The 26534-nt window shown below is 40.2% G+C and carries 23 protein-coding genes, 1 pseudogene and 1 other annotated feature; of the genes and pseudogenes, 11 read left to right on the forward strand and 13 right to left on the reverse strand.

Annotation, left to right across the window (positions count from 1 at the left end; all coding sequences use genetic code 11):
* Window positions 1-126 precede the first annotated feature (126 nt).
* Entirely contained in the window at window positions 127-765 is a 639-nt protein-coding gene (locus AAC852_RS07205; RefSeq protein ID WP_340620449.1) for an FMN-dependent NADH-azoreductase, read from the forward strand.
* Between the two features lie 35 nt (window positions 766-800).
* Here AAC852_RS07205 and AAC852_RS07210 read toward each other — a convergent pair whose 3' ends face one another.
* The 4 genes from AAC852_RS07210 to AAC852_RS07225 form a co-directional block, all read right to left on the reverse strand.
* A complete protein-coding gene (locus AAC852_RS07210; RefSeq protein ID WP_340620450.1) occupies window positions 801-1124 on the reverse strand; it encodes a YdbL family probable chaperone protein in 324 nt (107 codons plus the stop codon).
* Window positions 1125-1135: 11 nt separating this feature from the next.
* Window positions 1136-1300: a YnbE family lipoprotein gene (locus AAC852_RS07215; protein ID WP_340620621.1), complete on the reverse strand. Its 165-nt coding sequence runs from the start codon at window positions 1298-1300 to the stop codon at window positions 1136-1138.
* Window positions 1301-1425: 125 nt separating this feature from the next.
* Window positions 1426-1869, reverse strand: coding sequence for a DUF4334 domain-containing protein (locus AAC852_RS07220; RefSeq protein ID WP_340620451.1), 444 nt, complete (start codon window positions 1867-1869; stop codon window positions 1426-1428).
* A gap of 84 nt (window positions 1870-1953) precedes the next feature.
* On the reverse strand, window positions 1954-4395 hold the full coding sequence (locus AAC852_RS07225; RefSeq protein WP_340620452.1) for a YdbH family protein: 2442 nt from the start codon (window positions 4393-4395) through the stop codon (window positions 1954-1956).
* A 303-nt stretch (window positions 4396-4698) separates the two neighbouring features.
* On the opposite strand from AAC852_RS07225, the gene AAC852_RS07230 reads away from it, so the two are divergent.
* A complete protein-coding gene (locus tag AAC852_RS07230; RefSeq protein WP_340620622.1) occupies window positions 4699-5694 on the forward strand; it encodes a 2-hydroxyacid dehydrogenase in 996 nt (331 codons plus the stop codon).
* A gap of 22 nt (window positions 5695-5716) precedes the next feature.
* Window positions 5717-6151, forward strand: a complete 435-nt coding sequence (locus tag AAC852_RS07235; protein WP_340620453.1) for an META domain-containing protein — start codon at window positions 5717-5719, stop codon at window positions 6149-6151.
* Window positions 6152-6569: 418 nt separating this feature from the next.
* Here the strand turns inward: AAC852_RS07235 and AAC852_RS07240 are convergent, their stop codons facing one another.
* The 5 genes from AAC852_RS07240 to AAC852_RS07260 form a co-directional block, all read right to left on the reverse strand.
* Window positions 6570-6734, reverse strand: a complete 165-nt coding sequence (locus AAC852_RS07240; protein ID WP_340620454.1) for a hypothetical protein — start codon at window positions 6732-6734, stop codon at window positions 6570-6572.
* Between the two features lie 158 nt (window positions 6735-6892).
* Window positions 6893-7330, reverse strand: coding sequence for a YcgN family cysteine cluster protein (locus AAC852_RS07245; protein ID WP_340620623.1), 438 nt, complete (start codon window positions 7328-7330; stop codon window positions 6893-6895).
* Window positions 7331-7348: 18 nt separating this feature from the next.
* Complete coding sequence (locus AAC852_RS07250; RefSeq protein WP_340620455.1) at window positions 7349-8005, reverse strand: fumarylacetoacetate hydrolase family protein; 657 nt, start codon at window positions 8003-8005, stop codon at window positions 7349-7351.
* Between the two features lie 51 nt (window positions 8006-8056).
* Complete coding sequence (locus AAC852_RS07255; RefSeq protein ID WP_340620456.1) at window positions 8057-9130, reverse strand: lytic murein transglycosylase; 1074 nt, start codon at window positions 9128-9130, stop codon at window positions 8057-8059.
* Between the two features lie 47 nt (window positions 9131-9177).
* On the reverse strand, window positions 9178-9450 hold the full coding sequence (locus AAC852_RS07260; protein ID WP_340620457.1) for a YcgL domain-containing protein: 273 nt from the start codon (window positions 9448-9450) through the stop codon (window positions 9178-9180).
* A 134-nt stretch (window positions 9451-9584) separates the two neighbouring features.
* On the opposite strand from AAC852_RS07260, the gene minC reads away from it, so the two are divergent.
* The 4 genes and pseudogenes from minC to AAC852_RS07280 form a co-directional block, all read left to right on the forward strand.
* Window positions 9585-10268 carry a septum site-determining protein MinC gene (gene minC, locus AAC852_RS07265; RefSeq protein ID WP_340620458.1) on the forward strand — a complete coding sequence of 228 codons (684 nt, stop codon included), beginning with the start codon at window positions 9585-9587 and terminating at the stop codon, window positions 10266-10268.
* Between the two features lie 23 nt (window positions 10269-10291).
* On the forward strand, window positions 10292-11104 hold the full coding sequence (gene minD, locus AAC852_RS07270; RefSeq protein WP_340620459.1) for a septum site-determining protein MinD: 813 nt from the start codon (window positions 10292-10294) through the stop codon (window positions 11102-11104).
* Window positions 11105-11107: 3 nt separating this feature from the next.
* Window positions 11108-11377, forward strand: a complete 270-nt coding sequence (gene minE / locus AAC852_RS07275) for a cell division topological specificity factor MinE (RefSeq protein WP_038269249.1) — start codon at window positions 11108-11110, stop codon at window positions 11375-11377.
* 172 nt (window positions 11378-11549) lie between these two features.
* Window positions 11550-12500, forward strand: a pseudogene (locus AAC852_RS07280) (IS4 family transposase); the annotation flags it as partial.
* 389 nt (window positions 12501-12889) lie between these two features.
* On the opposite strand, the gene AAC852_RS07285 reads toward AAC852_RS07280, so the two are convergent.
* From AAC852_RS07285 to AAC852_RS07300, 4 genes are all read right to left on the reverse strand, one after another.
* Entirely contained in the window at window positions 12890-17962 is a 5073-nt protein-coding gene (locus AAC852_RS07285; protein ID WP_340620460.1) for a trypsin-like serine protease, read from the reverse strand.
* A gap of 28 nt (window positions 17963-17990) precedes the next feature.
* Window positions 17991-19739, reverse strand: coding sequence for a hypothetical protein (locus AAC852_RS07290; protein WP_340620461.1), 1749 nt, complete (start codon window positions 19737-19739; stop codon window positions 17991-17993).
* Between the two features lie 51 nt (window positions 19740-19790).
* Window positions 19791-20036 carry a hypothetical protein gene (locus AAC852_RS07295; RefSeq protein ID WP_340620462.1) on the reverse strand — a complete coding sequence of 82 codons (246 nt, stop codon included), beginning with the start codon at window positions 20034-20036 and terminating at the stop codon, window positions 19791-19793.
* 225 nt (window positions 20037-20261) lie between these two features.
* Window positions 20262-21524, reverse strand: a complete 1263-nt coding sequence (locus tag AAC852_RS07300; RefSeq protein WP_340620463.1) for an IS4 family transposase — start codon at window positions 21522-21524, stop codon at window positions 20262-20264.
* A gap of 268 nt (window positions 21525-21792) precedes the next feature.
* Window positions 21793-21893: a sequence feature (Trp leader region), on the forward strand.
* A gap of 40 nt (window positions 21894-21933) precedes the next feature.
* Between AAC852_RS07300 and AAC852_RS07305 the strand changes: the two genes are divergently transcribed.
* From AAC852_RS07305 to trpCF, 4 genes are read left to right on the forward strand one after another with little or no spacing between them, the layout of a single operon-like run.
* The gene (locus tag AAC852_RS07305; protein WP_340620464.1) at window positions 21934-23493 is read left to right on the forward strand and encodes an anthranilate synthase component 1; all 1560 of its coding nucleotides are present in this window, start codon (window positions 21934-21936) and stop codon (window positions 23491-23493) included.
* Window positions 23493-24089, forward strand: a complete 597-nt coding sequence (locus AAC852_RS07310) for a glutamine amidotransferase-related protein (protein ID WP_340620465.1) — start codon at window positions 23493-23495, stop codon at window positions 24087-24089. The genes AAC852_RS07305 and AAC852_RS07310 overlap by 1 nt, the downstream gene beginning before the upstream one ends.
* Window positions 24090-24110: 21 nt before the next feature.
* Window positions 24111-25109, forward strand: a complete 999-nt coding sequence (gene trpD / locus AAC852_RS07315) for an anthranilate phosphoribosyltransferase (RefSeq protein WP_340620466.1) — start codon at window positions 24111-24113, stop codon at window positions 25107-25109.
* Between the two features lie 2 nt (window positions 25110-25111).
* Window positions 25112-26479 (forward strand): bifunctional indole-3-glycerol-phosphate synthase TrpC/phosphoribosylanthranilate isomerase TrpF, encoded by a 1368-nt coding sequence (trpCF, locus tag AAC852_RS07320; RefSeq protein WP_340620467.1) that lies wholly within the window; start codon window positions 25112-25114, stop codon window positions 26477-26479.
* Window positions 26480-26534 lie beyond the last annotated feature (55 nt).

A 26534-nucleotide genomic window follows, 5' to 3' on the forward strand; every position in this document is an offset into this window, starting at 1 on the left:
ACGCCAATCTCGAAATATTGAGCTATTGTCTGAATGATAACCTCACTAAAATAGCTAACACATAGAAACAATCGGCAATGTATTAGTGGCAATACATTAGTTACTGGTGTTATGAAGGAATTAAAAATGAGCAACGTACTGGTTCTGAAATCCAGCATTATGGCGCAAAATTCACAAAGCAACAAAATGGCTGACTCTTTTATCGAAACCTGGCAGGCCAATCATCCAAATAGTCATATTAGCACACGTGATCTGGCTGCAAACCCGGTTCCGGTACTGGATGGAGAATTAATCGGTGCATTACGTACCAATGGTGCTGAGCTGACAGAGCGCCAGAAAGCAGCATTAGCCTTATCAGATGAACTAATCGCAGAATTAAAAGCACATGATATTGTTGTAATTACAGCTCCCATGTACAACTTCTCTATTCCAACTCAATTAAAAACCTATTTCGATTTGATTGCTCGTGCCGGTGTTACTTTCCGCTATACCGAAACCGGCCCGGAAGGTTTGCTAAAAGGAAAACGTGTCATTGTGCTGACCAGCCGTGGTGGTATTCATAAAAACAGCCCATCCGATTTGATAACCCCATACCTAAGTGTTTTCTTCGGATTTATTGGTATTACTGATGTGGAATTCGTGTTCACCGAAGGCCTGGCTATGGGTGAAGAGTTAGCAAATCAGGCACATCAGAACGCCCGCGATGCGATAACTGAGATAGTCGAAAAAATGACGCAGAAACAACCAGAAAAAATTGTTGCCTAATCAGGCTTAGCGCGTCAGATAAAAAAATGGCGCGCTTATTTCTTCACCCAATTACCATTAATACCAAGCACAAATTCCCCTGCTTCTGCACGATTAACTAATTTTTCACCTGCTATTTTTGCCACTTGATCCGTTGTCATATTGTTCTGAGCGGCAATCTCGGCATATCTTTTTTCCCGCTCACTATTGATTTTTCTGACCACGGATAGTGCATCCTGAGAATTCTTGACCGCTGCCAGATAACCGCTAAATGTTTCTCCTACCAAACCTTGTTGTTTCGCTTCATTTAGCGTCATACTCATAGCAAAAGAACTGATGAATAGCAGGCTTAACAAAAGTATTACTCCTGTTTTTTTCATATTCTAACTCCTTAGAATAAATCAGAGTTGTTTTTGAGCATATCTTCAATCTGCCGATCGACTTTGATATGAATTTCATGCTCAATTTTGACATTCATATTGATATTGATAGGCTTATCTGGTGTTGCCACTTCCAACCTGACACACCCTGCCAAGCCTGAACAGATCAATGCCATGCCACTAATAACTATCGAAAATCTGAGTCCACTCTTTGTTATCATTTATCACTCCCGTTTTAAGTTAGCAGTTAACCCCGTCTGTTGACCGGAGTTACAAGAATAAATGGAAACGACTTGTTTTTTTATTTCTCTTCAATGAATTCAACTGGAAAGTCGGATAGTCTTTCAAGATAGAAATAATAATATTTTCCATTAAAAACAATATCAGGAAATCCCTCAATGGACTTCCCATTCATCACACCAAGTAGGGTGTTATCATCAACTTTTCGGAAGTGATCAAAAATAGGAACACCGTCATATACCATTGTTGCAGAACATTTTCCTCTAAACTCAACGTTCCAAAGAGATGCTTCACCTTTCATTATATGATTGGAAAATAATTTTCCATCATCATTAAAACAAACCAGCGGAATTGCATCAAATTTGCTTCTAAACCATTTACCAAACCAATTCATTTTGATCAAGGATTCATGGCCCCAGTGGCCTGTGTTAAAATCTCCACCTTTCCATTTGCTTAATATTTCATCAACCCGCACCGCAGGGAGTGAATCAAAAAAATTAAGCAACTCGTTTTCATCTTCAATTCTTTCTCTGGAACAGAGTTCATCAAAAATCTGTTTGATGTGGTTTTCTAGAACAAATGAATAATGTTAACTACCTACAAATATATTTTTCTCTAACCATTCTTCCAGATTACTGCCAAAGCGCAGACTGCGCCATAACTGGAATATATTTTCTTCATGGCGATATTTAAGCCTGACTTCTCGTTTTTTATCCACAACTGGATTAACCCCATTGATTTCTGATTGCAGTACCAAAATACCCAGATTATCGAGTGTCACATATGCCTTAGAACGACTAATTTCCAAATAACGCAACCAATCCATCGCCAAACCCGCAGTTACATCATTTTTCCCTATAGAATCAACCGTGTCCTTGTCCAGCCTTAGTGTCAGATCGCCATCGTTGGCTACCCATCCTTGCTGAATAATCCACTGTTTATCATTTAATAGCACTGGCAATTCACCGCTAATTTTCCCTGACATGGCAAGTTGCTTAACTTTTAATACGTCGAATAATTTACTCACACTCAACTTGTTAAAGTTTAATACAGCGGCCTGTTTTTGGGGCAGTTGTAATTTATTTAACCTAAGTTTGCCATCCAACATATCAATATTCACATTAGACAAGGTTAGCGGCTGTATTTCAGTCGGAGGATAAAAACCTTGTAAATCCGCTGATACATTGTCCATATCAAATAACCCCTTCACAGCCTTTATCCTGAGCTTAACAGATGACGTTACACCTAATTGCCAGATGTGTTCCTGTAAACGCCACGGTAACACAAAGTCCACCCCATCAACGTTTCCATTCTTCATCCACATACCCGCATTTTTTACTACCCAGTGTCCTCCGGCACGTAATCCTTGCCCTCTGGCCGCCGAAAATGCCGCTTGTGCATAGATATTCCCACCAAGCACAGTGATCCCTAAATCAGCAGGGATCAAAGTTTGAAACGCCAGCAAAGATTGTCTCGGCCAACGTGCTTCTCCCCTTAATCTTGTACCATCCCAACGTCCATAAACGGGAATTGGCCCAATCCCCTTTCCGTACAATTTACCGTTTAACATAAAATTATTGGGTGACTGGCCAGTCAAGGTTGCGCGGAATTTAACGGGAGGCAAAAAACCACCGGAGCGAAAATCCGTTCGCAAAGTCGAAAATTGCAGATCTCCCATTAATGCAGGTTTAGTGGCTGATCGTTCCCATACCAACGGTTTCATCAACTGTAAACGCGGAGCCTTCATCTGTATAAGGCCATAGTCGATGGTATCAAACCCCGTATTTAATGCATTTACTGTTATCTGTGACTGCTTCCAGCTTCCTTTACCTGAGATATCCCACTTCGCCTTTAGTGGCGGTAAATCCCCATTTCCCCAATAGCGCCAATTCCAGTTTCCATTATCGGGTATAAAATCTTCAGCATAACCATCAAAATGCAGTCTGAAAGTTCCCCAATAACTCTCTTTTGCTGTTACTATCGCCTGTAAGCGGCCAGTGAAACCATTACGGGTTAAATAAGCGCCTGCCAAAGGTAAGCGGGCTTCCTTAACAGTAAAATTTTCACTGACTTTTCCCCAGCTCCGGAATAGTGATCCGGGCTGGAATGTAATTTTAGGTGTCGCCAGTGAACCTGTAACGATTGCCGGTAACGACATCGTCATGATCATTTGCCCTCTGTTCATTTGCCCGGTTAACTGAAGAGAAATATGAGCATTCGTTAAGCTGATTGGTGTCGGTTTTATAGAAAGAACAACATTACCTTTACCAAATTTATTCTGAGTGAGCAGATTCATTTTTCCACTCACCTTCATACCATTAAGTCCTTTATTCCACTGTTCGAGGGTAAGATTCACGCCGCCGGATAACGGTTGGGCCTCAGTTATCCAACGCCATTTACCATTCCGGATCACAAATTGAGATTGATTGAATGACCATGGTAATTCTGCCCATATCTGTGGTTCATTTTTCTCATGTACATTGAGTTGGGTAACTGTGAATTTTCCATTCTGCCCCTGCCATTCCAACGCTATCAGCAAAGGTTCAGAATACTGGCTGACAGACAACTGCCCTGCTATCCGATGTCCCTGAAGTGATGAGTCAAATTTGAGCTTTCCGGCAAATTCCTGCCATGGTGCAGGAACAAAATGATCAATGACCAATTTAATCGCCGGAATAGAAGACAATATTTCGTTAACAGATATAGAGGGAGCAGACTGTGTATTTGTCGCCGGTAATTGTGATAAACATTGGCTCTGACTATAAACTTCAGCAAGATGTATATCCCAATAGCGCTCTGCGCCCCGCTCATTATGCAAATATCCGGCAGACAAACCGGATACCCTGAGCAATTCACATTCTTGTATCTTCAACGATAATTGTTTTATAAGTAATCTATTCTTTTCCAACTTTGGTTGAGTTAACGAAAGAGTCATCCCCTGTGGCAACCAATGACTGGCAATCAGTGGCAGCCAACGCGGAAGTGTGAACCAACCAATCAACACTGATAACACCAGCAGTATTATTATCACTGCGAACACTCTTAATATCCTGGTCATCTGTTCTTGAACTCTTCTTTTCAACCTGAATACAACTTCCTGTTATGATAGTCTCATATCAGACTAGTAAGTCGGTTTATTATACAGGCTAGGTATAATAGCTTAACAAGTGCTTTATTCGAGTATAGCGAGAGATAGCGCTGAAAACCTACCTCAATAGATGCCATTATTGCCAGCAGTTAAAATTTGTGCAGTTAACACATAGCAATGTGAATTCAACGAGTAGCTCGAATGAAATTAAGAATCACACAGTCAATATATGGCGGAGATAATATGATGAAATTAGTCGCTTACAGTACAAAACAATACGATCGTAAACACTTTGAGTTACTCAACCAAAAACTTGGCCTTGATTACCATATTGAGTTCTTTGACTTTCCCCTCAGCCTACAAACCGCGAAGAATGCCGTTGGTGCAGATGCTGTTTGTATTTTCGTTAATGATGATGGTGGACGCGAAGTTCTGGAAGAGCTGGCAGAAATGAACATTAAAATCCTGGCATTACGTTGTGCCGGTTTCAATAATGTCGATCTGGATGCTGCCAAAGAACTGGGTATCAACGTTGTTCGTGTTCCGGCTTATTCACCGGAATCCGTTGCCGAACATACTGTCGGGTTGATGCTATGTCTGAATAGACGTATCCACCGGGCCTATCAACGCACCCGGGATGCCAATTTCTCTCTCGAAGGGCTGACAGGCTTCAACATGTATCACCGCACCGCAGGTATTATCGGTACTGGAAAAATCGGTCTTGCAACCTTAAGGATCCTAAAAGGCTTTGGTATGCATTTATTGGCACATGACCCCTATCCAAATCAGGAAGCATTAGATCTTGGTGTTAAATATGTGGATTTAGATACTTTATATGCTGAATCTGATGTGATCTCACTACACTGTCCAATGACACCTGAAAACCATCACTTACTGGATGAAACAGCGTTCAGTAAAATGAAAGATGGTGTGATGATCATCAACACCAGCAGGGGTGCCTTAATTGATTCTATTGCTGCTATCAACGCATTAAAACAGCAAAAAATCGGGGCATTGGGGATGGACGTATATGAAAACGAACGCGATTTATTCTTTGAAGATAAATCAAACGACGTTATTCAAGATGATATTTTTCGTCGTTTGTCTTCCTGCCATAATGTCTTGTTCACAGGTCATCAGGCATTTTTAACAGAAGAAGCATTAACCAGTATCAGTGAAACAACGTTACAAAATATCCAACAACTCACTTCTGGTAAACCCTGCCCGAATCTTGTTGGATGAAGTACAAATATCAGGAGATCAAATGAACAGAGCGATTCTATTAGCGGTCGCCACCTTGCTACTTACAGCATGTCAATCTACGGGGGTCAGTGCCACTGGAAATATTACTGCTAAGGACTTACAACACCGTCATTTTGCATTGGTTAGTGTAAATGGTGAGAATGTCTCCAATAAAGAAGATACAAAATTGTCCATTACGTTTGGTGATAAAATGTTTGTTTCCGGGACAATGTGTAACAACTTTATGGGGGTAGGGAAATTAAAGGATAATGTTTTAACAGTAAGTAAATTAAGCAGTTCTCAGATATTCTGTGTCAATGAAAAACTCAATAAATGGGATCAGGTCATGGTTGATATTCTGACCCAAGGTGCAAGAGTGAGTTTAAAAGACAAGCAATTAATGTTGACAAGTAAAAGAAACAAGTTGATTTATACTTCGAAGAAACCTGTTCGATAACCCAATTAATTAAAGCTATTTTACTTTTTGTTCCACAATAACACATCCAGTTACTGTTAATTTTTCTGACTCCCTTATTATCAAATAAATAAATAGTGGCAGCATCACATAGACAAAATTTTAATTATTTCATACTAAGATTTTACCAACCTTTTCCTATATATTTATTTAATGGTTCAAATACTATTCCATTATTTATTACTTGCGGAATAATCTGAAACACAAGGAGCTTTATCCAAATAAATTTACTATTTAGGCCATCATGTTTTTATATATCTGAGCAATTAATTTTCAGGGTGCTCCTTGTCAGGGTATAACGCTGCACTCCAGTTACTGTAAGTACAGACAAATATAGATGGTTCTTTGCTTGAGTAAGACTTGGCAATGGATTTGATTTTTTCCGCCAGTTGAAGGGAGCCTAACGCAGATTGCCAACATAAGTTCCACTTGGAAGACGATGCCACTTTCCATTAGGGAAGCGTATAGATCTACTGAATTTATTTGCTGTCATTCTCTTATACAGCTTTTCATACCCTGTAGCTCCCGTGCCATACAGTTCCACACGAATTAAATAACTTGCCATTTATCTTTCCTTGTCTTGACTGCCGAATAGACAAATTATCAGTTTTTCTTCACTGATAAAAGTGGGAAAAACGAGAAGAAAATCCGGCATTAATGGCAATTTAAGAATTTGAGATATCCATTGATATAAAAAACATTTTATATCAATGGATAAAATAGTTATTCAGGTCTATTTAAAATATGATCTTCCCAGTCCACGACATCGGATTCACGCACAGCAATGTGCCTGACGGAAATACGTTCCGCGTGCATAGCTGACTTTGAACCGCTGACTAATGGATGCCAGGGCAGAAGATTTTTTCCTTCTTCAATCAGACGGTAAGCGCACGTTTTCGGTAGCCATTCAAATGTCACCATATTTTCACGGGTCAATTTGATACAATCAGGTTCATAACTGAAACGATCTTCATAATTTTTGCATTGACAGGTTTTGATATTCAGTTGATTGCAGGCGACATTAGTGAAATAAATTTCGTCAGTATCTTCATCCATTAACTTATGCAAACAACACTGACCACAACCATCACACAATGTTTCCCACTCTTGATCAGTCATTTGTTCCAGGGTCTTCACCTGCCAGAAAGGTTGAGACATAATTTCTGTCATTCCTCATTACTAAATCACTCTGGTTGTTAAAACATGCTCATTAAGAGAGACGTTCAGAACATCACCAGATTTCAATGCCCCTACGCCTTCGGGTGTCCCCGTCAGGATAATGTCACCAGGACGAAGAGTAAAAAATCGTGACATATAGCTAATCAATGGAATGATTGGCATTCGCATGTCACACGTATTGCCGTTTTGACGTAATTCACCATTTACTGCCAGAGAAAGCTGGATCTTTTGTGGATCCTCAAAAGCATTAACAGAAATAAAGCCCGAAATCGGGCATGCACCATCAAATGCTTTACTTTTTTCCCAAGGCTGGCCTGACTGTTTAAATTCGCGCTGTAAGTCACGCAACGTCAGATCCAACGCGACAGCAAAACCTGCAATCGCCTGACTGACCCGCTCTTCGTTGGCATTTTTAAGCGTCGAACCGATTAAAACCGCCAATTCAACTTCATGGTGTACAGCCCCCCGTTTTTCCGGAATCGATATGGGCTGACACAAATCACAAAGAGCCGTTTCAGGTTTTATGAATATCACCGGCTCTTCCATTATGTCTGAGCCCATCTCTTTGATATGTTTGTCGTAATTACTACCGACACAAACCACCTTATTAACAGGAAAATTCAGCAATACCCCTTGCCAGTCTTTATGCTGGTACATAGTATTCTTCCTTAGCTGTTATCAACTCATTTTTCAAGATATGAAACTCAATCAGTAAGGTAATGAATGCTCGATACTATCAGCCATCATACCAACACTGAGAGCAAAATAGTAAGAGCGATTCCAATGCATAATGGTACGGAAATTTTGCGTCACCCAAAACGCCCTCGGTTCAGCTCCGTCAGTGATTATAATCCAACCTTTTATTTTATTAGGTAAGTGTGCAAACTCAGGGGAAAAGACACCTAATGCTTGCCATTGTGAAATAGTTTTGCCCTGTTTTACTTTAATGCCTTCTAAAGTTTTATCGAAATTATCCGGCAATGAAACGGCATATCCCCACGGTAACCCTTCCCGCCATCCCTCTTTACGCAGATAATTAGCCGTAGAGGCAAAAACATCTTCCTTATTGTTCCAGATATCAATTTTTCCATCACCATTGCCATCAGCAGCATAAGTCAAATAGGAAGTCGGCATGAATTGACTTTGTCCCATCGCACCTGCCCAGGAGCCTTTTAATGTTTGATCACCATCAATATATTTATTTTCTATGATATTAAGAGCCGCTATGAGTTGTTTTATGAAAAAAACTTCCCGACGACCTTCAAAAGCCAGTGTGGACAGTGCTGATACAATATCTTCCTTTCCCTGAATACGGCCAAAACCACTCTCCAGCCCCCACAAAGCAACGATATAAGATTTCGGAATGCTATATTTACGACTTATTTTCTCTAATTCAGGGAAATTTTTTTGATACTGCTCAACACCCTGCTTTATTTTCCATTCCGGCAGAACACGTTTTAGATATTCATCCAGAGTCACTTTTTTCTCTGGCTGATTGCGATCCGATTTAATAACTCGTGGAATAAAATGAACATCAGCAAATGCACGCGTCAACGTCTTTTCACTGAAACCTTGCTTCCGTGCTTGTTGCTTTAACAAAGCCACATAAGCAGGAAACTGAGATGGTTCACGGGAAGCAAGTGGGAATTGTTGATCCAGCGTTTTGACCTGCATTTGTAATAAAACTGTTGCCCCTGAATTCTGCAATATTCTTCCATCGGATGAAACACATCCAGTCAGCAATATTACACTCAATAAAGGTACATTGATGGTTAATTTCATGAACCTCTCCTCTTAATTCAGGATCAAGTCACTGCCCATGACTCTTTTCATAGCCTGGTTGCAGCCAGATGTTCATTGATTAAATTTTCTACCGGAGGGGGAACCTGCAAATAAAATCCTTGCTCGCTCAATGCCACTTTCACTTTTTCAATATCCGCATTAGCCAATTTTTTTCTTTCTGCTAATGAAATCATCATAGAGAACTGTGGTTGACCAAATGTTTTCAATAACGCTTCAGGAACGCGTGAAAAATCTCCTTTTTTTTCAATGTAGAGATAAGTTTGTTCACGTTTTGGACTTCTGTAGATTACACAAATCATTGTCATAAACTCTTTTAAATTAACACTGCGACTTGCTTGAATAATTCAGTAACTATAACATGCTTATTATATTTAAGAATATCGTATCCTTGGGGCTGTTCCAGGGATCTTAACCTTGCTGAGTCTGAATATCGATGTCACAATCGCCAATTGAGCTAAAAGGCAGTAATTTTACGCTTTCGGTCGTTCATTTGCATGATGACCAGCCGGATATCATTCAAAAGGCCATACAAGAAAAAGTAGAGCAAGCGCCTGAATTTCTGAAAAATGCACCTGTGGTTATCAATATATCCCATCTGCCTGTAAATGCAGATATTTTTGCACTCCACCAGGTCATTGAGTCTACAGGATTGCGTGTTGTAGGTATCAGTGGCTGCCAGGATGAAGCACAACGGGAAATGGTACTGAAATCCGGGCTTCCTTTATTAAAGGAAGGAAAGAGCCAGAAAGTTCCTAAAGAAGAAAATAAACCATCTGAACCTATTTTCAGAAAAACTCGTATAATTAATACGCCTGTCCGTTCAGGACAAAGAATTTATGCTCCAAATAGCGATCTTATTGTCACCAGTAATGTCAGTGCTGGTGCAGAATTAATCGCCGATGGAAATATTAATATATATGGTGTGCTACGTGGACGTGTATTAGCAGGCGCATCTGGTGATAAAGAAAGCCAGATTTTCTGCACGCATTTAAATGCTGAGCTAACTTCTATTGCAGGCCAATATTGGCTCAGTGAAGAAATTCCAGAAAATTTTGTCGGTAAAGCGGCAAAATTACGTCTGGTCAATAACGAATTAACTATTGAAACCTTAATCTAGCCCTTATAACAAGGAATCGCTTCATGGCACGCATTATTGTTGTTACATCTGGTAAAGGTGGCGTTGGCAAAACCACTTCAAGCGCGGCCATTGCTACCGGCCTCGCACAAAAAGGGAAAAAAACCGTAGTCATCGATTTTGATATTGGGCTGCGTAATCTCGATCTCATCATGGGATGTGAGCGTCGTGTGGTTTTTGACTTCGTCAACGTGATCCAAGGTGATGCCACGTTAAATCAAGCGCTTATAAAAGATAAGCGCACCGAGAATTTATATATTCTTCCTGCTTCTCAAACTCGGGATAAAGATGCCCTCACACGTAACGGTGTCGAAAATATCCTGAATGAGTTAACTGAGCAAGGATTCGAGTTTATTATCTGTGATTCACCAGCAGGTATTGAGAGTGGTGCATTAATGGCACTCTACTTTGCTGATGAAGCAATTATTACAACAAATCCGGAAGTTTCATCTGTTCGCGACTCGGATCGAATTTTAGGTATTCTGGCCTCTAAATCACGTCGTGCTGAACGAGGTGAGGAACCTATCAAAGAGCATCTTTTGCTGACCCGTTATAACCCTGGTCGCGTGAACCGTGGTGATATGCTCAGTATGGAAGATGTCTTGGAAATTTTGTGCATTCCTTTAATTGGTGTCATTCCAGAAGATCAATCTGTTTTACGTTCTTCAAACCAGGGGGAACCTGTTATTCTGGATAAAGATTCTGATGCAGGTAAAGCATACGAAGATACTGTTTTACGTTTACTCGGTGAAGAACGGCCTTTCCGCTTCATTGAGGAAGAAAAAAAGGGTTTTTTGAAACGCCTGTTTGGAGGGTAACGCATGGCTTTGTTAGATTTCTTCCTGTCGAGAAAAAAGTCGACAGCCAATATTGCCAAGGAACGGCTACAAATCATCGTGGCAGAGCGGCGCCGTGGTGATGCTGAGCCTGCCTATTTGCCCGAAATGAAACGCGATATTCTGGCGGTAATTTGTAAATATGTACAAATTGACCCGGAAATGCTTTCTGTACAGTTTGAGCAAAAAAATGATGACATCTCGGTACTGGAACTTAATGTAACATTACCGGAGGTTGAGGAATCGCCAAAATAACGCTATCAAATAGCGCTATTTAATTTAATACTGTGATTTATTAGTAAATAAGTATCCCCCGGCTATGCCCTGTCTCTTCTACACAAATCCCTCGATTGAATCGAGGGATATTTTTGAACCTTTTTCTGCCTGGCTGATCTCAACAAGAAATACCACGTTGAGGTCACGTATGATGTTTTCTACAAATACTGAGCAATGGGCAAAAGACACTTTTCAATATGCCGATTTAGGGGATAGTCGCCGCACTAAGCGCCTGGTCAAGCTTGCTTCTTCTCTTGCAAATCATTTAGGACAGTCTCTCGTGCAGTCTTTAAAATCACCTGCGGATATCGAAGCCGCTTATCGTTTCACTCGTAATCAAGCTATTAATCCTCACGCTATCGCAGAAGCTGGGAAAGCTATAAATGGGAACGGGCTTCACGCGCAATGGAAACCCGCCTCGGTGCTGACATGCGGAAAGTTATCTCTGTCTGTGACCGAGAAGCGGATATTATTGAGTATCTGACCTACAAGGTCTCAAATCATCAGCGTTTTGTCGTCCGCTCTATGCAAAGCCGCTGCATAGAAGAAAGTGCCGAAAAACTTTATCAATACAGTGGCGCTTTGGCGCATGCGGATACGAGAACGGTTCAGGTTAGGCAAAAAGGGGGACGAAAAGCGCGTGATGCACACTGCGAAGTTCGTTATGCGGCTGTGACCGTAAAAATCCCGGCAAATAAAATCGGTGACTCTGTCCCGCTGTACTATGTCGGTTGTCAAGAAATGGGAAATCATGACGGCTTGAACTGGCACATTGTGTATTCTCGGTGACTACGAAAAACGGTGGCTGATTGAAGAATTTCACAAAGCGTGGAAAAGCGGCGGAACCCAGGTTGAAGACTTACGCATGCAGAGCAAAGAGAGCTTAGAACGCATGGTGGTGATACTCGCGTTCATTGCAGTCCGTCTTCATCAATTGCGTTACCTGGGACTCAATAAAGAGGAAGCAGAAAAGCAGAGCTGTGAAATGATCCTGAGTCCGCTAGCGTGGAACTTACTGTGGTCAAAGCAAAATAAATCAAAGCCACCGAAGAAAGCCCCCAGCCTCTACTGGGCCTATATTAACCTCGGAAAGCTTGAGGGTGACTTGCTTGCACAGTCTCTTGAGCTAGAGATGTGATCAAAAGACAGGGCTATGCCGGGGGATACTTTTTTAAGACAATGCTTTTTATAAACTATTTCTGCTGTATTTCAGATTATAACGCAAATAATAAACAGATTTAAAATTATAAATTCGTCAATATTTGCCTGACTATAACCCCCTCATAAAGGTGAAATTACTTTCAAAATAAGCAAATTGTCCACAAAATGGAGCAGAAACCGACACACTTGCGTCCATACCACTATAACGGCTTATATAAAAGCTCCACCATCCGTTAAGATCTGCCACTGCCTGTGTCGGATTGCTGGTTATAACTAAATGATTATTAGTTTTTTTTATTTATTATAAATCCAAATCAAAAGATGAAATATTCATCTCATATATGGACGATAACAAAAATTTCTTTCAGCCTGAATCAGTAGCCCACAAAATTGTGCGGAAACCGTCACATTCTGCGTTCCAAATTGACTAAGTTTTGCGTCAAAATGCCAGTATCCCTGCTCATCAGCCACTATACTTCCTTTTTTAATATCTCTAGGTGGAAAGAGTTCTTGAGATAAAAGAGTTCTATTACAAAAAAAATCCCTATTATTCTGAACGTTATATAAAACTTTCATTTTTGGCAGCGCATTTCCCGCTATTTTCGCATCTATTGGAGGATGATATGAAACTTTAATACTCCCTTCTGGCGGTACTGAAATACTCAAAACAGACGCATCAACATTACCTTCTTTCATTTTTTTATGGAGCTGACCATTCACCGTAATAGATTGTGTGGCTTCTATCTGATATGTTCCCGGCTGTACATTATGTAGACTACAACGCCATTTACCATCCGTTTTTGAAACCTGTACAGGGCCACAGTTCCGAGAATCTCCATTTGCAGATGTAGCTTTCAAAGAAATATAAGCACCTTTTGTTGCTGTTCCTGTAATAGGAATAGAAATAGTCTCATTACTTTTCATCATGGGAGTAAATTCCTCTAATGATTTTGCAATCTTACTTGTACTTGAAGCTGTACAGATCGGCTTAGCTGTAGGATTAATAGTAATATCCGATATGTAAATCACTTCAAAATTGCGTGTTACTGGCTTTCCTGAAGGCTTATTATCTACCCATTGCTGAGCCAAGATCCTATAATCTCCCGGTTTAGATTCGATTTCGTCAGGGCAAACCCAATCCTGATTTTCATCCACATCAACTTCGCAGATTTGCTTACCGGCAAGAGAAACTGTGATACGGGCTCCCGCCTGCCCCTTACCATTGATGGTATACATCGGAGTCGTAATTTGTTCCCCTTCCGCAGGCCTAAGCACACGCATTTGCAAATTATCCCCATAACGCACTTTAAAACTTCTGTTAATCTGGGAGCCTGCATCATCCACGATTGTCACATCATAATCCCCCGGCACAGAACTATAAGGCCCACATGTCCAAGTGTAATCTTCCCTATTGAGTTTCGCAGAGCAATCATCATGACCGCCAAATGCTTTTACCGTAACGGTTTTTGCATTACCCGGCATCGTGCCACTAAAAACATATGAAGGTGTTTTTATGATTTCAGCTTCCTTAGGGGATTTCACTGTTAACTTGATTTCTCCGGGAGCAGGCACTATCTCAAATGTCACTTTCGCTGTGGATTGCTTTACCTTGTCCAAAAAGGCTGTAGCTACCAGTTTTTGTTCTCCTCTGACGGAGGTATCCAAACCATCAATCCATTCCCAATGCCCTTTATCATCCACTGTGACGCCATTCTGACAGATCTGTGTCAGTGCTTTTTTGTCCAAACACACTACCGTTCCCGACTCTCCGGTGCCTTTAGGCAGAATATTTTCGAGATGCTGATACACTCCGCCGTTATGCGGTTGTGTGATAATCACCGGCTTAATGGTTTTGGTTTGTACTTCAAAAGAAACAGATGAACTGGAGTTCAATGTGTTATCAATAAGCTGCTCTGCTACAACAGAATATTTCCCCTCTTCCGGCTGATAAGGTCCACAAGACCATTTACCCGATGCGTCAACGGCGGTATTACAATCTTTAGTGCTTCCAAACCCCTTGATGTATACCTTAGCTCCTTTTTCTCCCGTACCTGCAATAGTAAAAGGCAGTGTCGTTATCTTTGCGCCATGAGAAGGGTGAGCGATCTGTATTTTTGTTTTGCTGACTTCGTACTTACGCGTCACTTGCGAAGTTCTTTCATAAGTCCCGCCAAACTCCGTCGAACTTGTTTTTTTATACTGAGCTGCATAAAGAGAAAATACCCCTTCATTAATCGCCGTCAATGCAGGTTGATGAGAACAGGCCCATTTTCCACTTGACTCAACCGTGACGAAACAAATTATTCCCTCATTAGACATCGGTAATGTCATCCCTTGTGGCAGAAACTCTTTCGCCGCGGCGACAAGAACAAGCTGACCAGGAGTTCCCTGACCTTCAATGGTAATCCCGTCGTACAGACGATATTGCGCTCCCTTAGCAGGAGATGTGATACGTATAGGGATAGTAAAATGCAAAGTGACAGGATCTCCGACGTGTACCCCATTTTTAGTTTCCTGTATCCCCAAGGTATAAGTATCTCCACCTAAAATAGCTCCAGGCATGATCGTAAACTCCCAAAAGAAGCCAAGACCACTGCTAAGGGCAGAACCAACCAAAGATTCAACCCCGCCAAAAACTGCTCCGGTTAAGCTACTTAAAAAACCACCAAATCCGCCGCCTCCACTACCTCCAGAACCACCGTATTTACCAGAAAGACGGATTGGGTTATCCGGATCAACAGTTGAATTATCCTTAGGATTATCGATTTCAAGTTTTTTTTCGGGGTTATCGTCGTCGTCGTCATTTTTATCTTTAACGGTAAAACGTGTAACATCTGTGGCAACCACTTTGCCTTCTTTGATTAATTCAGCAGTGAGTTCATAAGTCCCCTTAGTAAAAATGATTGGCCTATCACACTGCCAGTTACCATTATCACTAACCACAGCACCTGTACAGATAGAGGTCTCCTTAACAATTCCTTGATTGTCTCCCTCCGACTTTGGTGAAAAAGGATCTATTCTGCGTCTTTTAACATCAACTTCATCTCCGGGAACATTAGAACTCCCTGATAGAAAACTTGAAGTACCCACTGTGCTTGTCTCACCTGTAGAGGGATGAGTAATCTTAATTTCAGGAGTTGTTATTCGGAAATAACTTCTTTCAGGAGGTGAACCGCCCCAATATTTTTTAAATTTTTCCAACCCCAATGGATGATATTTATCCGCTACTTCAACATAGTAAAGTCCATCTTTTAATGAATAATACGGAAGAGAAATTTCCCAAACAGGATGATTATTTTGCCCAGAATAGATTGGAATAGAGGAAAAGAACCGATGTTCACCTAATTTTATCGGAGAAAAAGTATTTTTACCCTCATCTTTAATTTTTATGGAATATTCTGATGGTAAAATTATATCACCATTTGGCCAAATATATTTTTGTCTATCACCGCCATAGCCTAAAAATTTCTGATCTTGTTGATCTTTGAAATTTATCTCTCTCGGATTATTAATATCATTTTTATCCTTAAACGTCGGGCTTAAATACCCTCCTAATTCATTAGATTTATTCCATAAGATTGGATCAAGCGGGTCAACATGTTCAATTTTCTGTATTGCAAAAATATTGAATTGCCGTAACCCGGCATTTAATCCATCTATTTTCTTATTAGGAATATAAACTCTACTTATCTTATCATTAACATCATCACAATATAAATATGACTGATTAAAAAAACAAAAAAAACTGGCTTTATTATCTAGCCCCAGATCAAAAGGTAACATTTTACTATATTTGCTGTACAAGTTATCTTTAATTGGTTTAATATTTGGACTGTTACTCTCTTCAGGTTGAAACAATATATTAACTTGATCATAAATATTTAAATTATCAGTTTTTTGAATCGCTGTTATTTTATAATTCCATTCTGTTTCATCACTAGGATCTTCTATTTCTTCAATAACTGAGTGATTTATAGTACATGACCAAAATCCATAATCTGTTGTTTCTATTATTTTGCTACCAGTTATTCCCTTACATAGTTCGTCTTGTGTATAGTAATCATCATCGCTTACAGTAGATTGCAATACAAGTTCAACTTTTGACCCAGGATCAGCATAACCACGTATGGTAAAATCCTTCGTAAATACAGTTGATTTATCTGCCGGGTAAACAATACCAAACTCTTTTGCAATAGAAGGTATTTTTGCTTGTACGCTATCTTCTCTCCACGATACACTTTTTGATAAATTATCTGATGATTCCTGAGCTGTAATAATGACATTATGTTCTTCTTCTTTATTCATTTCCTCAGTGAAAAAATCATTATTCGGGATGTTACATTTCCACTCTCCACTATTATCAACAATATCTTTACATTTAAAAGATTTTTTTGCTCCATCATTGATAGAATAAATTATTTCTATTGCACTTTTTGGTCTTCCCCATCCCTTAACAAGAATATCTCCATCCCGCTTTCTTAAATGAGCATTCCAATCTGGGGTATCAATCCAGATCTGCTTCATTGTCTGAGAAAACCACTTGCCAGGAAAAAATTTATCGATAAAACCGATTTTATTATACTTGCCAGTAACATCTGAAACGACAAAAAAAGGATAATCACGCTTATCATCAGTTTTTTGTTTTACACTAGGCACCTCAAATCCAAAGGATGATACCCCAACAATTGTATCGTTCCAAATAATCGGACCACCAGAATCTCCATGCTGTATAACACCTGGTTTTAAACCTGCCTTTTTATTTTTTGCTATAACCAGACCTTGGTTATTAAAATAATCACGAGCTGGAGAAATAATTCTAACATCAGCATAATACTGAGCATTGTCGCTATTCTTTTTCGGCTCGCCTGTTGTTTCATCAATTCCTCTATAACCATACCCATAAATAGAGGCTTGGTAATAACTGCTATCTAATTTTTCATAAGCTTCATCATAATTGAAGAAACGACGAATGCGACCATATTTTCCATCCAACTCTAACGGTTTATCCAGCTTTAAAATCGCTACATCATGCGGGTCCAGTCCAAATATCCCTGGAATTTCCATCTTTATAAAATTATAGGTAGATGCAGTGACTTTTTTATTTTTATCATATGAACTAATCACATAATAATTTTTAGCTTCTACTTCTTCACAATGTGCAGCGGTTAGAACGTAGTTTGGTGCAATCAACGAACCGGTACATAACATCTTTTCTTCGTTTTTTTGATCAACATAATAAATACTGACAACCCACGACTTGCATTTATCGCTGTTAATATCTTTACAGCTTTCCTCTCCCCCTGCAATAGCCTTCAAAGGTAACGATTTAATTGAACTATCAGAAAATGAATGACTACAATGGAATAAAATGAGTAATATCAACACTGCTCTAATAACAATCATTTCAAACTCCTTAAATATAATTCCACAACTAATTTTTATTAATGCAATTCATTCCGCGATCACTGCCTATGCATTTAAATGTTTTATTGCCTCTACTTTTATAAAAATAGTTATCGCTACTTTCTTGGAAAGTAAAAAGATACTCTCCTCTCTTAGCATAATGCTTATACTCATATGTCCAATTGCCCTTTTCATCGGATAAAATTTCTTCTGGATCCCCAAATATATTAAAATAGATATCGACACCGGACATCAAATTTCCTTTATCATCATCAATAGTTGGCATAGAGGTCCCATAAAACTCAGTGAAAACACTATCATTTCTGATTTTTACAGAAAAAACTTTAGAACTTAGTATTATCACTTCATCTTTGTTGTTTGGAATAGGTTCGCCTGAGATATTTCTGCCAACTGCTCTTACCATTATAAAACCTATTGGCACTCCCTGAACTTCATAGCGCCAATTATTATTATCAGGACTTACAGAATATGATGGAGATTCAAAATAATTATGTTTATATGATATATTGACCGTGCTTCCATTAGCTGCTTGACCTTCAATCAGGATATTTTGTGTATCTTGAGTCGTTGAAGAAATTAGCTCATCATTTTTAGGATTAGTTATCTTTACAGGGCAATTTTGCGCAGAATAGCTCACCTCTTTTTTACCCTGCACACCGGGTAAAAAAGATTGATGAATGGATTGCAATTCTGATGAATGATCGAATACAACTGCTTGATAAGAAATAAAACAAACAGCTTCTAAACCGTCCAGTCTCCATTTACCTGTACCGGTATCAACATCAGGAGTATAACTCTTTGCTGGTGTATAAATCGTCCCATCACTGTTATAACCCGTGATTTGAACCTGTATACGCTTTGCGTCATCAGCCGTATCGCTATTCACCCGGCCCGATAAACTGTATTTTCCGGCAGAAATGGTTTGCCCATCCTGCATTGAAGTAATGGTTTCTCCACATGGCGGACCATTAAATGTGACTCCTGAATTATCGATACCCTCAAGGCTAACTGTACCGGTAATACCACACGGCATCCAGAGTTGCCCTTCCCAATTATCTCTAACTCCTGTAGGTTGAACTTCATAAAAATAGGAATTGAAACTTGTGTTAATATTAGGAAGAGTTCCATCCTGATTACGGCCTTTACCTGAAATTGTAATATAATTATTTTCTACGGTTGAATTAGGCTTAGGGCTGGTTATTTCTGGAGGGCAATTTTGCACAGAATAGCTCACTTCTTCTTTTCCTGGTATTTCTGGTAAGAAAGAATGATGAGTGGCCTGCGATTCTGATGAATAACTGAATACAGATGCTTTATATTGAATAGAGCAAAATGCCTCTAAACCGTCCAGACGCCATTCACCTGTCCCAGTATCAACATCAGGAGTATAACTCTTTGCTGGTGTATAAATCGTCCCATCACTGTTATAACCCGTGATTTGAACCTGTATACGCTTTGCGTCATCAGCCGTATCGCTATTCACCCGGCCCGATAAACTGTATTTTCCGGCAGAAATGGTTTGCCCATCCTGCATTGAAGTAATGGTTTCTCCACATGGCGGACCATTAAATGTGACTCCTGAATTATCGATAGGTTGAACTTCATAAAAATAGGAATTGAAACTTGTGTTAATATTAGGAAGAGTTCCATCCTGATTACGGCCTTTACCTGAAATTGTAATATAATTATTTTCTACGGTTGAATTAGAGAAGGGCGAAATAATTCTTGGAGGTTCTTTACTATCAAGTGTTATCATCTTTGATAGTGATAACAATATTACTGGGATTATAACTTGTTACAAATTTATCTACTCCTGAGCATCCATTAAAAAAACCATTATTATCTCTGAGATTTGTAAATCATCATATTTACTTTTATTCTCAAAAGTTAAATTATAATCAGCATATAAAGCACTTCTATTTTTATCAAATTTATAACCTGCTTCATTAAAAATGACATTGTCACTTTTCAGATCAATTGCAAAAGAGTTGTTAGAAACAATAGATATAATAAAAAACAAAAAGATACATGGGCTTGTTTTTATTACACTCATAATTATAACCCTAAAAAATGGTATTATTATGAAAATTAAAATAATTCTTTAAATCATACCGATCTATTAAATCAAATTTATGACTGAATTATTTCCATAAAAAAAGAAACAATGGTAATGAATATAGTTGCATTAAATTGAAATAAAATATCATTAACTTTTAAAAAAAAAGAATATAATCTTGTTTTTATATTTTTTGACTAATCTCCATTCATATACAGGATCTTAAAAATTAAGCCTTGCAAAACACGCTTCCAATGTCTTGTTTTTACATGACTTTCTTTGTCGGGTTTTGAAGGCATTCCGGCATAAATAATCCTTGGCTTTTTCCAGCCAAAAACAGGTTTCCGACCATGCCCTTTGTAGCAGGTTTTCAATTATTGGCCGCAACCAGATATCCGTATTTTGCGCCGCTTTAAGTAAGGAAACCTCCGGAAATAATCGTCTTGCCATTGTCCGTCTGACCAGTAAGGTGAGCAGACTTGACCAGATAAGTCCGGTGACTAACGAGTCTTTCCGGGTGGCAAAACCTTGCCAGTTTGTGTGGGATTTCAACTCCTTAAATAACAGCTCGACCTGCCATCGACAGCGATAAATATCCATCACATCATTAGGTGTAAATTCTTCCGCTGGTAAATTCGTCAGCCAAATACAAAACCGTTTTTCCTCCTTAAGCCAACGGCGGATAATGCGAAATTCATAACCGTTACGCTGACAATGCAAATCTAACACTTCAGAGCGGTGAATTCTGCACGTGACCGTTTTTAACCTTTTTCCTGCCAGTTTAGGTAACAATTTTCCTTGTCCATTGTGGGCGGCGACAATCAGGGGATTGAGGGATTTTTTCCCTCTGACAATAAATGAAGCATCTGAATGCGAGAGTTGTTCAAAATAGTCAAAATCAGGATACCCCGCATCAGCAAGCAGAAGTTGTCCCTTCAATTCGGCCGGAGCAGGCAAATAAGCGCGTTCCGCTGCGGTATCTGCTGTGACGGTCATTGCTGTTGGTGTTTGACTGAATAATGACATGGTTATATGACATTCAACGGCGGCAGCGGTTGTTTTGAAGCGATAAGGAAAGACTTCAGCGAGAGCAGGATGAACCTGAAATGAGCTGCCATCTTGTAAAATAACATTTTGGAATTTAGCTAATTTTTGGGGTATCGCTACTTGTTTTTCAACCCACTGAGCCATAAAAAATCGGACGATGATTTTAATAAACGCCTCAAAAGCCGGTTTGCGTAATTGATTATAAAAAGGCCGGTAACTGACTTGCTGGGCGTCGGGGCATAGGCCGTTATACTTCTGATGTAATTGGGCAATGGCGTTAATTTTACCGGTACTGAGTGCAGAAATCAGACTGAGGATCAACGTGCGTGGCTCAATATTTCTGACACGTTGGGTGAACCCACAGCCAAAGGCTATTTTATTCAAAGAAACGTCACTGAATAATTGCATTAACTGGTGTTTTATAGCAATAATCGTCATAGGCTTCATCCGTGGTTTTTGATATTTGTTTGGCGACGATAATCAGATCATAAATGAAGCCTTTTTTCTATCTAAAATATACGGTTACTGCTTAAGATCCTGTATATGAATCTCCATTACTTTTACATTTTCTACAAACACAAAAAACTATTGACAAGTGAATCACGAATCAGTTTACTAGTACGAAAGATTGATTTGAATATATTTTATTAATACTCTACTTAACAAGGCACTTAAAATGAATGTACTGATGAAAACTACTCAGGAGATGCGTTGGTGGCTCAATTTCCCGTTCAGGGCGGTTGAATGACGCACATAAGTAGAGAACCAAAGTGCCAATAACCCGCTCTGAAAAGCGGGTTTTTTTATACCAATTTTCTGTAGATAAAGATCACAAAAGGGGGTGGGTATGATAGGTAAGGACTTCAATATTTCGATAAATCAAATAGAAACAGTCTATCAGGCTGATCCGACACTGCTTTTCAATCAACTTTGCAACAACCGACCAGCAACGTTATTGCTAGAATCTGCTGAAATAAACAGTAAAAAAGATCTTAAAAGTATGTTGATCATTGATAGCGCGATACGTATTACCGCCAGTGAGCAACAGGTCAATTTTACAGCACTTACTGAAAATGGCCAGAATTTGCTGCCTGTTCTCGCTGATTTACTGTCAGAGAAAGCCCAAATCAGTATTGATACACATTCCTTGCAGGCAAAATTTCCTATCATTGAGAAAAACTTAGACGAAGACAGCCGGTTAAAAGCAGATTCTGTTTTTGACGCATTACGCGTTCTAACCACTTTATCTTCTCTTTCAGGAACCCCTGAAGCCATTTTCGCAGGTGGATTATTTGCCTATGATTTAGTCGCTGGATTTGAACCACTCCCTAAAGTCAAAACTTCTCAACACTGCCCTGATTTTTGTTTTTATCTGGCAGAAACCTTAATGGTGATCGACCATCAAAGCCAGCATACTTTGTTACAAACTTCACTATTCGGTGCATCAGATACAGAAAAACAACGCCTTGAAAAACGCTTATCGGCACTGGCTGACATCATTGCTCAACCTCGTCAGCCATTGGTCCCCATAACATTACCTGATATGGAAATTTCCTGTAACCGGAGTGATAAACAGTACGCAGATATCGTTCAACAATTACAACAATTTATTCGTCAGGGTGAAGTATTTCAGGTAGTGCCATCCCGGCGTTTTACATTACCCTGCCCTTCCCCATTAAATGCTTACCGTACCTTAAAAAATCAAAATCCCAGTCCTTATATGTTCTTTATGCAGGATCAGGATTTTTGTCTGTTTGGTGCCTCACCTGAAAGTGCCCTGAAATATAATGCTAATAGCCGACAGGTTGAAATTTATCCAATAGCAGGAACTCGTCCTCGTGGACGCAATACTAATGGCGAGTTAGATGCCGATTTCGATAGCCGAATTGAGTTAGAAATGCGTACCGATACCAAAGAGATGTCTGAGCATGTCATGCTGGTTGATTTGGCCCGCAATGATTTAGCCCGTATTTGCGAACCGGGAAGTCGCTATGTCTCTGATTTAACTAAAGTCGATCGCTATTCGTTTGTTATGCACCTTGTTTCCCGTGTTGTCGGTACAATTCGCCATGACCTGGATGTCTTTCATGCTTATCAGGCTTGTATGAATATGGGAACGCTGACAGGTGCACCAAAAGTCCGGGCGATGCAACTTATTGCGCAATATGAAGGTGAACGCCGGGGCAGCTATGGCGGCGCAGTGGGTTATTTCACCGGCAAAGGCGATTTTGATACGTGCATTGTTATTCGCTCTGCCTATGTAGAAGACGGTAAAGCCACCGTTCAGGTAGGTGGAGGCGTGGTTTTGGATTCCGTTCCCGACGCAGAAGTCACGGAAACTCTCAATAAATCCAGAGCTGTCATTCGTGCTATAGCTCAGGCTCACAATACGGAGGTCGCATTCTAATGGCAAATATTCTTCTGCTCGATAATGTAGATTCCTTTACCTACAATCTCGTGGATCAACTCCGTACCAGTGGTCATCAAGTTGTTATCTACCGTAATACCGTTTCCACAGAGACAATAATAGCGCAACTTGGAAAGATGGGCTCTCCCTTGCTGATGTTATCCCCCGGCCCAGGAAAACCGTCAGAGGCTGGCTGCATGCCACAATTACTCAGGCAAGTGATTGGGCAAATTCCAGTGATTGGTATATGTCTTGGACATCAAGCGATTATCGAAACATACGGTGGCGATATTTCGGCAGCCAAAGAAATTCTGCATGGTAGATCAACATTGGTGACACATGATGGACAAGCTATGTTTTCCAATCTGCCTAATCCTCTCCCCGTTGCCCGTTATCATTCTCTTGCAGGCATTAACATTCCGGCAACACTAACTGTTTCGGCTTCTTGTGGCGAGACAGTCATGGCTGTACGTCATGATAACGACAGAGTCTGTGGATTCCAGTTCCACCCTGAATCAATCCTGACAACGCAAGGAGCCAGGTTGCTTGAACAAACTCTGGTATGGGCGCTGCATCCAAAGCGATTTGAAAAATAATAAAAAGAAGAGGATGAAAAAATGCAATTAATTTTCGAAAAACTGTTCAGCGCCCAACCTTTGACCCAACAAGAAAGCAAAAAACTCTTCACTGCTATTATTTGTGGTGAATTAAGTGAGCCTCAATTAGCTGCTGTCTTAATCAGCATGAAACTGCGTGGCGAACAACCGCAGGAAATTGCAGGCGCGGCACAGGCACTATTAGCCAATGCATCTCCGTTTCCACGTCCTGACTATTCCTTTTGTGATATTGTCGGTACAGGCGGAGACGGTACAAACAGTATCAATATTTCAACTGCCAGTGCTTTTGTTGCCGCAGCCTGTGGCCTTAAAGTCGCAAAACATGGCAACCGCAGCATTTCCAGTCGTTCAGGTTCATCTGATTTACTGGCTGAATTTGGTATAGCACTGGATGCCAGTGCTGAAAAATCCCGCCAGTCGTTGGATGAAATTAATATTTGTTTTCTGTTTGCGCCGCAATACCACAGTGGATTTCATCATGCAGTAGCAGTTCGCCAGCAATTGAAAACCCGTACTTTATTCAATGTGCTTGGTCCACTGATCAACCCTGCCCGACCGCCTCTCACCTTAATTGGTGTTTACAGCCCAGAATTGGTAGATCCTATCGTGCGTACATTACAAGTATTGGATTATCAACGTGCTGTGGTGGTACATAGCGGAGGCATGGATGAAGTTGCTTTGCACGCGCCCACACAAGTTGCTGAACTTAATCACGGTGAGATTACTCAATATCAGTTAACAGCGAAAGATTTTGGACTACCTAATCATCCGATATCATCGCTGAATGGCGGAACACCGCAAGAAAATTGCCATATGTTGAGTTTATTACTGCAAGGACGGGGGGAAAAAGCGCATGCCGATACGGTGGCCGCTAATGTCGCACTCTTAATGAAAATACACGGAAACGAAGACTTACGGCAAAATACCCAACTGGCATTAGATACGATTTATAGCGGTCAAGCCTATGAAAAAGTGATCGCATTAGCAGCAAGGACTTAATCATGAAAAGTAATATATTACAGAAGATTGTTGCAGATAAGGCGCTATATCTCATCACTCGCAAGGAAAAACAGCCACTGGAAAGTTTCATGGATTCCGTTGTACCAAGCCACCGTCCGTTTTATCAGGCACTGACTCATAACCAGACGGTTTTTATTCTGGAATGCAAAAAGGCGTCTCCTTCAAAAGGCTTGTTACGAACAGATTTCGATCCAGTACACATTGCCAAAAATTATCAACCCTATGCAGCAGCGATTTCTGTACTGACTGACGAAAAATATTTCCAGGGCAGTTATGATTTTCTTCGCGTAGTCAGTGCGGCTGTACATCAACCCATTCTGTGTAAAGATTTCATTATTGACCCCTATCAGGTTTACCTTGCCCGCTATTATCAGGCCGATGCCATTTTGTTGATGCTTTCTGTTCTTGATGATGATACCTACCGTCAACTGTCCGATCTGGCACATGGCCTTGATATGGGGGTATTAACAGAAGTCAGCAACGAAGAGGAACGCCGCCGGGCAATAGCACTGGGTGCAAAAGTGATTGGTATTAATAATCGGGATCTACGTGATTTATCTATAGATTTAGATCGTACCCGCAGGCTGGCCACCGATTTGCCAGAAGATACTATTGTTATTAGTGAATCCGGCATTCACCGCCACCAGCAAGTACGAGAATTAAGCCAATTTGCCTGTGGCTTCCTGATTGGTAGTGCTTTGATGGCTCAATCTGATTTGGATCTCGCTCTACGGCGACTAATTCTGGGTGACAATAAAGTCTGCGGTTTAACCCGCTCACAAGATGCTAAAGCAGCATTACAGGCTGGTGCCGTTTATGGTGGTTTGATTTTTGCTGAGAAATCACCACGTAAAGTCAGCCTGCAACAAGCACAACAAATCATTAATGAAGTTCCTTTGTTATATGTTGGTGTATTTCAGAATCAGTCAATGGAATTCGTCAATCATACTGCGCGCAATCTTTCACTCACAGCCGTTCAATTGCATGGTCATGAGGATCAAACCTACATTGATGCGCTCCGTTCTGCCCTACCAAAACATTGTGAGATCTGGAAAGCGATTGATATGTCAAAGGCAGAAACCCTTTTCGATATATCCCATTCCAATATTGATCACCTATTATTGGATAATGGCTCTGGGGGTACAGGAAAAGCCTTTGATTGGCAATTGATCAACAAAAATTTTCAGCATAACTGTATATTGGCAGGTGGTTTAAATGCTGAGAACTGTAGACAGGCCGCAGCTCTGGGTTGTTTCGGACTGGATTTTAATTCCGGTGTTGAAATCAGGCCAGGGCTCAAAAGCAGCCAGAAAATAAAACAAGTATTCCAGCAAGTACGCTGTTATTAGTCATATTTTCAGAAAACTAATATTCAAGAGATTCATATTCGGACAGTTAAATTTT

The sequence above is a fragment of the Xenorhabdus siamensis genome (genome assembly GCF_037996745.1).
GTDB classification, from domain to species: domain Bacteria; phylum Pseudomonadota; class Gammaproteobacteria; order Enterobacterales; family Enterobacteriaceae; genus Xenorhabdus; species Xenorhabdus indica.

Coding starts and splice junctions, on each gene's coding strand:
- minE (WP_038269249.1), top strand. CDS start 11,108: ATGGCTTTGTTAGATTTCTTCCTGTCGAGAAAAAAGTCGACAGCCAAT.
- trpD (WP_340620466.1), top strand. CDS start 24,111: ATGCAATTAATTTTCGAAAAACTGTTCAGCGCCCAACCTTTGACCCAA.
- AAC852_RS07260 (WP_340620457.1), bottom strand. CDS start 9,450: ATGATTTGTGTAATCTACAGAAGTCCAAAACGTGAACAAACTTATCTC.
- AAC852_RS07205 (WP_340620449.1), top strand. CDS start 127: ATGAGCAACGTACTGGTTCTGAAATCCAGCATTATGGCGCAAAATTCA.
- AAC852_RS07300 (WP_340620463.1), bottom strand. CDS start 21,524: ATGACGATTATTGCTATAAAACACCAGTTAATGCAATTATTCAGTGAC.
- AAC852_RS07290 (WP_340620461.1), bottom strand. CDS start 19,739: ATGATAACACTTGATAGTAAAGAACCTCCAAGAATTATTTCGCCCTTC.
- AAC852_RS07310 (WP_340620465.1), top strand. CDS start 23,493: ATGGCAAATATTCTTCTGCTCGATAATGTAGATTCCTTTACCTACAAT.
- AAC852_RS07210 (WP_340620450.1), bottom strand. CDS start 1,124: ATGAAAAAAACAGGAGTAATACTTTTGTTAAGCCTGCTATTCATCAGT.
- AAC852_RS07230 (WP_340620622.1), top strand. CDS start 4,699: ATGAAATTAGTCGCTTACAGTACAAAACAATACGATCGTAAACACTTT.
- AAC852_RS07305 (WP_340620464.1), top strand. CDS start 21,934: ATGATAGGTAAGGACTTCAATATTTCGATAAATCAAATAGAAACAGTC.
- AAC852_RS07285 (WP_340620460.1), bottom strand. CDS start 17,962: ATGATTGTTATTAGAGCAGTGTTGATATTACTCATTTTATTCCATTGT.
- AAC852_RS07240 (WP_340620454.1), bottom strand. CDS start 6,734: ATGGCAAGTTATTTAATTCGTGTGGAACTGTATGGCACGGGAGCTACA.
- AAC852_RS07255 (WP_340620456.1), bottom strand. CDS start 9,130: ATGAAATTAACCATCAATGTACCTTTATTGAGTGTAATATTGCTGACT.
- AAC852_RS07250 (WP_340620455.1), bottom strand. CDS start 8,005: ATGTACCAGCATAAAGACTGGCAAGGGGTATTGCTGAATTTTCCTGTT.
- AAC852_RS07295 (WP_340620462.1), bottom strand. CDS start 20,036: ATGAGTGTAATAAAAACAAGCCCATGTATCTTTTTGTTTTTTATTATA.
- trpCF (WP_340620467.1), top strand. CDS start 25,112: ATGAAAAGTAATATATTACAGAAGATTGTTGCAGATAAGGCGCTATAT.
- minC (WP_340620458.1), top strand. CDS start 9,585: ATGTCACAATCGCCAATTGAGCTAAAAGGCAGTAATTTTACGCTTTCG.
- AAC852_RS07235 (WP_340620453.1), top strand. CDS start 5,717: ATGAACAGAGCGATTCTATTAGCGGTCGCCACCTTGCTACTTACAGCA.
- AAC852_RS07215 (WP_340620621.1), bottom strand. CDS start 1,300: ATGGCATTGATCTGTTCAGGCTTGGCAGGGTGTGTCAGGTTGGAAGTG.
- minD (WP_340620459.1), top strand. CDS start 10,292: ATGGCACGCATTATTGTTGTTACATCTGGTAAAGGTGGCGTTGGCAAA.